Below are 1,949 nucleotides of genomic sequence, written 5' to 3' on the forward strand. Positions count from 1 at the left end.
CATAACATAGGTGAGCGATATATACTATTCAAACAATACCAAAAGGTATCTTCAAAACTCTAGGAGTTTATTAGATATGTTTTTATTTATACTCTATAACAATTCAAAAAAAAGAGTTTGTCGTTTTGGTAAAAAATAAATTTGTTACCAAATACTCCTTAAGGAGGTGATCCTGCCGCACCTTCCGGTACGGCAACCTTGTTACGACTTCACCCCCCTTACCAGCCTCTCCCTAATAAGCCCCTTCCTTACGGTTAGGGTAACCCACTTCAGGACAAACCAACTCGGGTGGTGTGACGGGCGGTGTGTACAAGGCCCGAGAACGTATTCACCGTAGTATTGCTGACCTACGATTACTAGTGATTCCAGCTTCATGCACTCGAGTTTCAGAGTGCAATCCGTATTGAGGTATAGTTTATTGGTTTTGCTCCATCTCGCGACTTAGCTTCCTTTTGTCTATACCATTGTAGCATGTGTGAAGCCCAAGGCATAAGGGCCATGATGACTTGACGTCGTCCCCTCCTTCCTCCGATTTGTCACCGGCAGTCTTTCCAGAGTCCTCAACTTAATGTTAGCAACTGAAAACAGGGGTTGCGCTCGTTGCGGGACTTAACCCAACATCTCACGACACGAGCTGACGACAGCCATGCAGCACCTGTATACGAGTCCGAAGACTACACTATCTCTAATGTATTCCCGTATATGTCAAGCCTTGGTAAGGTTCTTCGCTTAGCATCGAATTAATCCACGTGCTCCACCACTTGTGCGGGCCCCCGTCAATTTCTTTGAGTTTCACCCTTGCGAGCGTACTCCCCAGGCGGTACACTTACCGCGTTAGCTACAGAACCACGCTCTCGCGCAATTCTAAGTGTACATCGTTTACAGTGTGGACTACTAGGGTATCTAATCCTATTTGATCCCCACACTTTCGCGCCTCAGCGTCAATCTCGGCATAGACAGCTGCCTTCGCCTTTGGTGTTCCTTCCCATATCTATGCATTCCACCGCTACACAGGAAATTCCGCTGTCTTCCACCAGATTCTAGCCAACCGGTTCTGAATGCCTTTCTGGAGTTGAGCCCCAGTCTTTAACACTCAGCCTAATCGACCGCCTACACGCCCTTTACGCCCAGTAATTCCGAATAACGCTCGTCCCTTACGTATTACCGCGGCTGCTGGCACGTAATTAGCCGGGACTTATTCATAAAGTACCGTCATCATTGAATCATTTCCTACTCAACTTATTCTTCCTTTATAAAAGAACTTTACAACCCGAAGGCCTTCATCATTCACGCAGTGTCGCTCCGTCAGGGTTTCCCCCATTGCGGAATATTCTTGGCTGCTGCCTCCCGTAGGAGTAGGGTCCGTGTCTCAGTACCCTTGTGGCCGGCCACTCTCTCAAGCCGGCTAACCGTCTTAGCCTTGGTCAGCTATTACCTAACCAACTAGCTGATGGTACGCAGGCTCATCTATAGGCAAGGCTGTAAAGCCCCTTTGATCTCTCGATATCATCCGGTATTACCTAAAGTTTCCCTTAGCTATCCCAGTCCTACAGGTAGATTCCTACGCGTTACTCACCCGTCCGCCACTCGCCATCAATAGAGCAAGCTCTATCATGCTGCCGTTCGACTTGCATGCCTAAAACACACTGCCAGCGTTCATTCTGAGCCAGAATCAAACCCTCCATTATCATTATATAAAAATTAAAAATTAATCTATAACTCAAACTTTTAGCATCATTTGTTTAATATATATTCGCTCACCTCTGTTATGCCTTTCATCTTATCGTTCAGTCTTTAGTTCCATCTAAACACTTTTGTGAACTCTACCCAATATACTCTCATTATTAATGAAGTATTTAATAATATCGCTCACTCAATGTTAGTTAGTATAACTCATTCAATTTCGTTTGTCAACCCTTTTCTAAAATAAATTTTATTTATTTTAGAAA

1 rRNA gene is annotated in these 1,949 nt (G+C 44.8%); it reads right to left on the reverse strand.

Annotation, left to right across the window (positions count from 1 at the left end):
• Window positions 1-159: 159 nt before the first annotated feature.
• Window positions 160-1,688, reverse strand: a 16S ribosomal RNA gene (locus KFW21_06810).
• Window positions 1,689-1,949: the final 261 nt, after the last annotated feature.

The sequence above is a fragment of the Spirochaetota bacterium genome, assembly GCA_030154445.1.
GTDB lineage: Bacteria > Spirochaetota > Brevinematia > Brevinematales > Brevinemataceae > Brevinema_A.